Below are 5797 nucleotides of genomic sequence, written 5' to 3' on the forward strand. Positions count from 1 at the left end.
GATCGCATCACCTTCAGCTCGGATGCCAACGCCAGCCTGCCGCGCTTTGATGGCGAAGGGCGGCTAATCGAGATGCGCTGTGGTCAGATTGCCAGCCTGTGGCTGCAGTGTGTGCGCGCGACCCGGCTCGGTGTCTCGCTGGAGAGGGCGTTGGCCGCGGTGACGAGCAATCCGGCACAGGCGCTGGGGCTTGGCAGCAAGGGGCGTATCGGGGTCGGGCAGGATGCGGATCTGCTGCTGGTGCACGACCGGACGTTTGCTATCGAACGGGTGATGAGTGGCGGCCAATGGCGCGAATAAGGCTGCGGGCAATATCGCAGCCAGTGCGAGTGCGTGGTTGCTCCAAACAGCAAAAGCCCGACAACAAGGTCGGGCTTTTTTATCTGCAATGTGGGAATCAGGCTTAGAGCGCCAGAAACCCGAGGATCAGGATGGGGCCGAGCAGGCTCAGGATAAAGCCGGAGACAATGGCCACCGGCACCACCTGAATGCCCCCTGATTTCTGGATGACCGGCAGGGTGAAGTCCAGCGCCGTGGCGCCGCCGTAACCGATGGCCGCCGAGGGGTGGCGACGCATCAGGACCGGGATGATCAGAATGGCGATAAGCTCGCGCCCAAGATCGTTGATAAAGGCAGCAGAACCGAGCACCGGCCCCAGTTTGTCGGCCACCAGAATGCCGGAGAGCGAATACCAGCCGAAGCTCGAGCTCATCGCCAGACCATGGGCAAAGGGCATCCCCAGCAATTGGGCCGCCAGCAGGCTGCCAAGCCAGCTGCTGAGGATGACGGTGGCGGCTATCTTCATCCCCCAGGGATTGAGCAGGATCTGGCGCAGCCGCATGCCGGAGTTGCGCATCTGCACCCCGATGAGAAACAGCAGCAGCATCAGGGCCCACTCGCTCCACTTGTCGATGGGCAGGGCGCGCAGATCCACCAGTAGACCCAGCAGCACACCGCCGAGCACCACAAAGCAGAGCTGCAGGGATTCCCACAACAGGTGCAACTTGCCCGGCATCTTGGCATCGCTCGCCTCGTGGGTCGGCGGCGTGCGTTTGTCGAGCCACCAGAGGGCCAGCAGGTTGCAGACCGTGATCGCGGTCAGCATCACCCCGGCGACCTGGAAGATCACCGCCAGATTGCTGCCCAGGTTCTCCACATAGGCAAGCCCGAGCCCCATCAGAAACAGAATGAGGTAGACCATCTTGCCCAGACTCTGGTTGACCAGCTTGATCAGCCGGGCAGAGGAGAGGGGAATCAGATAGCCGATTGCCAGTGGCAACAGGATCAGCAACACATTGAGCAGCATCGAGGCCTCGATCACAAAAACTGATAAAAACACCACCTTATCATTACTTATTGGCTCTGTGTCACATATCTCTCGCTTTCATGGCCGAAAACAGCCCTTTTGGGGGCAGATTGTTACTTTTTTGCCACAACCTCTCTGTTTGATAAGGTTCTGTGCGAGCCCGAGTGCACCAATGAAATCAAGTTGATCCAATCGGGGTGCCGATATTTCGCTCGGCAAGGGGGTGCATAAAGCCATTTTGGTGCCGGTTTGGCACACATCACGCTTTTCTCTTGCCACTGATATGATTGGGGTATAAAAAGGCGTTATCGGAATAGCCATTGAAACGGCTGTTTATGCAAACAAAGTGCTGAAAAATACGCAAAGAGCGAATAAAAATAGAGCGAATCTCCTGAAGACCCTCGTTCTGTATTGTTTTTTCACTATCCGGGTGATATTTTCGCTGAAGGTTGCCATCGGTTAACTTTTTGTTAAATGGACGATGGTTGAGTCACGCCCCCTGCGGCGTCTAGGGACAGACAAGGTTGTAATGGATGAGCGACGTTGCCGCACTGGAAGTACGTGATCTGCACAAATATTTTGGCACCCACGAAGTGCTCAAGGGCATCGACATGACCGCCCACAAGGGGGATGTGATCTCCCTTATCGGCTCCTCCGGCTCGGGGAAGTCGACCTTTCTTCGCTGTATCAATCTGCTCGAAACCCCCTCATCCGGCACCGTCTCGCTCCATGGCGAGCTGATCCGGATGAAAACCAGCCGCGCCGGCGAGCGGTTGCCCGAGGATATGCGTCAGGTGGAGCGGATCCGCAGTCGGTTGGCCATGGTGTTTCAAAGTTTCAATCTCTGGTCACACATGACCATCATGCAGAACATCATCGAAGTGCCGATCCAGGTGCTCAAGGTGCCTCGCGCCGAAGCTCTGGCCAAGGCAGAGCAACTGCTCAACCGGGTTGGACTCTGGGAGCGGCGTGACTACTATCCCGGCCACCTCTCCGGTGGTCAGCAGCAGCGGGCCGCCATTGCCCGTGCGCTGGCGGTAGAGCCCGAGGTGATGCTGTTTGACGAACCCACCTCGGCGCTGGATCCCGAGCTGGTGGGGGAGGTGCTCGGCCTGATGCGCGAGCTGGCTGAAGAGGGGCGCACCATGCTGGTGGTGACCCACGAGATGTCGTTTGCCCGGGATGTATCGAACAAGGTGATGTTTCTGCATCAGGGGCGGGTGGAAGAGGAGGGCAACCCCAAGGAGATTTTCGCCCATCCCAAATCCGAGCGGTTCAAGCAATTCATCTCCTCCATCTACTGATGGTGGGATGCCTGGTTACCCAATCAACTGTTTTATCAAGGAGAGATACATGAACAAGCTGATGCTGGCGACAGCCGTAGTTACTGCCCTCGCGTCCGGTAGCCTGATGGCCAAGGAGTGGAAAGAGGTCCGGATCGGGGTTGAGGGTGCCTATCCCCCCTTCTCCTGGACCGAGCCCAGTGGCGAGGTGAAAGGCTTTGATATCGACATCGCCAACGCCCTGTGCGAAGAGATGAAAGTGAAGTGCACCCTGGTCAAGCAGGACTGGGACGGCATCATTCCGGCGCTGCTGTCGCGCAAGTTTGACGCCATCATCGCCACCATGGACATCACAGAAGAGCGCAAGAAGAAGGTGGACTTCACCCAGAAGTACCAGCACATTCCGGCCCGCTTTGCCGCCAAGAAGGGCACTGATGTGCAGCTCGACAAAGCCTTTATGGAAGGCAAGTCCGTCGCGGTGCAGCGTGCAACCTCCATGGATACCTTTATTACCGACAACTTCCCCAATGCCACCATCAAGCGTTACGGCACCGCCGATGAAGCCTATCTCGATCTGAAATCCGGTCGTGTGGACTATGTGCTGGCCGACTCTGCCGCCATCACCGACGGTCTGCTGAAGAAAGAGGGGGGTGATGCCTTCGAATTCGTCGGCCCGAAACTGACCGATCCCAAGTGGTTTGGCGAGGGTGCCGGTATTGCGGTGCGCAAGGCTGACAAGGATCTGAAAGAGAAATTCAACGCCGCCATTCTGGCGCTGCGTGCCAACGGCAAGTACAAGGAAATCAACGACAAGTACTTCGAGTTCGACGTTTACGGAGAGTAAAACAAAGAGACGTTTACGGCGAGTAAGTCCAAGGACGTCTACGGCAAGTAACGACAGGTTGATCCCGTCAGTAGTCATCGGGCCCGTCACCTCCCTGAGGGAGTTTACGGGCCCGCATTGATTGCAATGGAGCTGCACATATTTCATTCGGACTGCTATGGAGCCTTCTGGTTAGCAGGTGCGTGAAGATTCAGTGGCGATGGAGCTGCATATGTTTGATTTGAAAGGATACGAAGCCTCGCTGCTGGAGGGCGCCTGGGTCACCCTGGAAGTGGCGCTGGCCTCCCTGCTGCTGGCGTTGCTGCTGGGGATGCTGGGGGCGCTGGCCAAACTCTCTCCCTACAAGTGGGCTCGGGCCATCGCCACCGGCTACACCACCATCATTCGCGGCATCCCTGATCTGGTGCTGATGATGCTGCTCTTCTTTGGCGGCCAGGTGCTGATCAACGGCATCTGCACCTGGGTCAACGAGACTTACAACAGCTGGTTACTGGAGAGTAATCCCAATCAGGAGTGGGTCTCCCTGCTCCCGGACTATATTGACATCAGCCCCTTTGTGGCCGGTGTCGCGACCATCGGTTTTATCTTTGGCGCCTACATGACCGAGACCTTTCGCGGCGCCATTCTGGCGGTGGACAAAGGCGAGCTGGAGGCCGCACGGGCCTTTGGCATGCGGGCAACCCAGGTGTTTGTGCGGATCCTCTTCCCCCAGATGATGCGCCACGCTTTGCCGGGGTTTGGCAACAACTGGCTGGTGCTGCTGAAAACCACCGCGCTGGTCTCCATCATCGGCCTCGATGACATGGTGCGCAAAGCCTCGCTGGCGGCGGGCTCGACCCAGCAACCCTTCACCTTCTACATGGCGGTGGCGTTGATCTTCCTGATCTTCACCGCAGTCTCCACCTCGGCGCTCAAGTGGGCCGAGCGTCATTACGCCATCAAGACGAGGTAAGCCATGGATTTCTCAATCATTCTCAAAGAGTGGCCCACCTACTGGGAGGGGCTCTATACCACCGTCTGGCTGGTGGCCCTCTCTCTGATCCTCGGCCTGATGCTGGCTGTGCCCATGGGCATCCTGCGCAATAGCCGCAACTGGCTGATCAAGGGGCCGATCTGGGCCTATATCTACTTCTTTCGCGGCACCCCGCTGCTGGTGCAGCTCTTTATCATCTACTACGGCGCCGCCCAGTGGGAGTGGCTGAAGAACAGTGCCGCCTGGTCGCTCTTCTCCGAAGCCTGGTTCTGTGCCCTGCTGGCCTTCACCCTCAATACCGCCGCCTATACCGCCGAGATCGTGCGCGGGGCGGTACACAATATGCCGCGCGGCCAGATTGAGGCAGCCAACGCCTTTGGCATGACTCGCTGGCAGACCCTGACCCGGATCATTTTGCCCAACTCGTTTCGTCGGGCACTGCCGGCTTACAGCAACGAGGTGATCTTCATGCTGCAAGGCTCAGCGGTGGCGGGCATCATCACCATCGTCGATCTGACCGGCGCGGCGCGGATCATCAACTCTCGCTACTACAGTCCGTTCGAGGCCTTTTTGACCGCAGGGCTGCTCTATATGCTGCTCACCTTTGTCATCGTCTGGCTGTTCAAGAAGTGGGAAGCGCGCTGGCACGCCCATCTGCGCCCGCGCAATGTGTAAGGTGTGATCTGCCAAGATGAGCGAAAATGGCTCCGCCTGTTGCAGGCGGAGCCATTTTTTATCTTTATCCTCTGCCCGCCCGGTTTGCCAAATAGTGCCCGAGCAGGGAGAATGCAGCACTCCCGAGCGCCGCCAGTTGTTGGCTGCATGCCTTATTCCCCAGTTCCCGAGGTTTTATGTACCGGATATTGTTTGAGCATCCCGCTTTCCTGGTTATCGACAAGCAGCCCGGCATCGGCATGCACGACGAGAAGGGCGACGGGGAGGCGGTCAATCCGGGGCTGGTCAATCGCGTGAAGGCCGATACAGGGCTCGCTCTCTATCCGGTACACCGGCTCGACAAGATGACCTCCGGGCTGGTGCTGCTGGCTCGCACCACAGAGGCGAACCGTGAGCTGAGCATGGCTTTTGCGGCCCGTGAGGTGAGCAAACAGTATCTGGCGCTCTCCGATCGCAAGCCGAAGAAGAAGCAGGGCTGGGTGAAAGGGGATATGCAAAAGGGGCGCGGTGGTAGCTGGATGCTGGTGCGTACTCTGGATAATCCTGCCATCAGCTGGTTTGATTCGGTGTCGGTGCGCGAGGGGCTGCGGCTCTATCGCATCAAGCCCCAGACCGGCAAAACCCACCAGATCCGGGTTGCCCTCAAAAGTATCGGCGCCCCCATTCTCGGGGATGAGCGCTATGGCGGTACGCCAGCCGATCGCGGCTATCTGCAC

The 5797-nt window shown here is 58.3% G+C and carries 7 protein-coding genes; 6 read left to right on the forward strand and 1 reads right to left on the reverse strand.

Annotated elements, in window-relative coordinates; all coding sequences use genetic code 11:
- The coding region (locus tag L972_RS19650) for an amidohydrolase family protein (protein ID WP_047440484.1) at positions 1-300 on the forward strand (300 nt) is incomplete at its 5' end.
- A 103-nt stretch (positions 301-403) separates the two neighbouring features.
- Here the strand turns inward: L972_RS19650 and L972_RS19655 are convergent.
- Entirely contained in the window at positions 404-1306 is a 903-nt protein-coding gene (locus tag L972_RS19655; protein WP_047440495.1) for a lysine exporter LysO family protein, read from the reverse strand.
- A 533-nt stretch (positions 1307-1839) separates the two neighbouring features.
- Between L972_RS19655 and L972_RS19660 the strand changes: the two genes are divergently transcribed.
- From L972_RS19660 to L972_RS19680, 5 genes are all read left to right on the forward strand, one after another.
- Positions 1840-2610 carry an ABC transporter ATP-binding protein gene (locus tag L972_RS19660; RefSeq protein ID WP_005337310.1) on the forward strand — a complete coding sequence of 257 codons (771 nt, stop codon included), beginning with the start codon at positions 1840-1842 and terminating at the stop codon, positions 2608-2610.
- Between the two features lie 49 nt (positions 2611-2659).
- Positions 2660-3433, forward strand: a complete 774-nt coding sequence (locus tag L972_RS19665; protein ID WP_005337307.1) for an ABC transporter substrate-binding protein — start codon at positions 2660-2662, stop codon at positions 3431-3433.
- A 211-nt stretch (positions 3434-3644) separates the two neighbouring features.
- Positions 3645-4385 carry an ABC transporter permease gene (locus L972_RS19670; protein WP_005352911.1) on the forward strand — a complete coding sequence of 247 codons (741 nt, stop codon included), beginning with the start codon at positions 3645-3647 and terminating at the stop codon, positions 4383-4385.
- A gap of 3 nt (positions 4386-4388) precedes the next feature.
- A complete protein-coding gene (locus tag L972_RS19675) occupies positions 4389-5081 on the forward strand; it encodes an ABC transporter permease (RefSeq protein WP_005337302.1) in 693 nt (230 codons plus the stop codon).
- A gap of 176 nt (positions 5082-5257) precedes the next feature.
- Positions 5258-5797, forward strand: a 540-nt coding sequence (locus tag L972_RS19680) for a pseudouridine synthase (protein WP_047440497.1), incomplete at its 3' end; no start/stop codon positions are given.

The sequence above is a fragment of the Aeromonas sp. ZOR0001 genome, assembly GCF_000801015.1.
Taxonomy (GTDB): Bacteria; Pseudomonadota; Gammaproteobacteria; order Enterobacterales; family Aeromonadaceae; genus Aeromonas; species Aeromonas veronii.

Bases quoted from the DNA above. Each gene is read 5' to 3' on its own strand.
- L972_RS19675 (WP_005337302.1), top strand. From the start codon at position 4,389: ATGGATTTCTCAATCATTCTCAAAGAGTGGCCCACCTACTGGGAGGGG.
- L972_RS19665 (WP_005337307.1), top strand. From the start codon at position 2,660: ATGAACAAGCTGATGCTGGCGACAGCCGTAGTTACTGCCCTCGCGTCC.
- L972_RS19670 (WP_005352911.1), top strand. From the start codon at position 3,645: ATGTTTGATTTGAAAGGATACGAAGCCTCGCTGCTGGAGGGCGCCTGG.
- L972_RS19655 (WP_047440495.1), bottom strand. From the start codon at position 1,306: ATGCTGCTCAATGTGTTGCTGATCCTGTTGCCACTGGCAATCGGCTAT.
- L972_RS19660 (WP_005337310.1), top strand. From the start codon at position 1,840: ATGAGCGACGTTGCCGCACTGGAAGTACGTGATCTGCACAAATATTTT.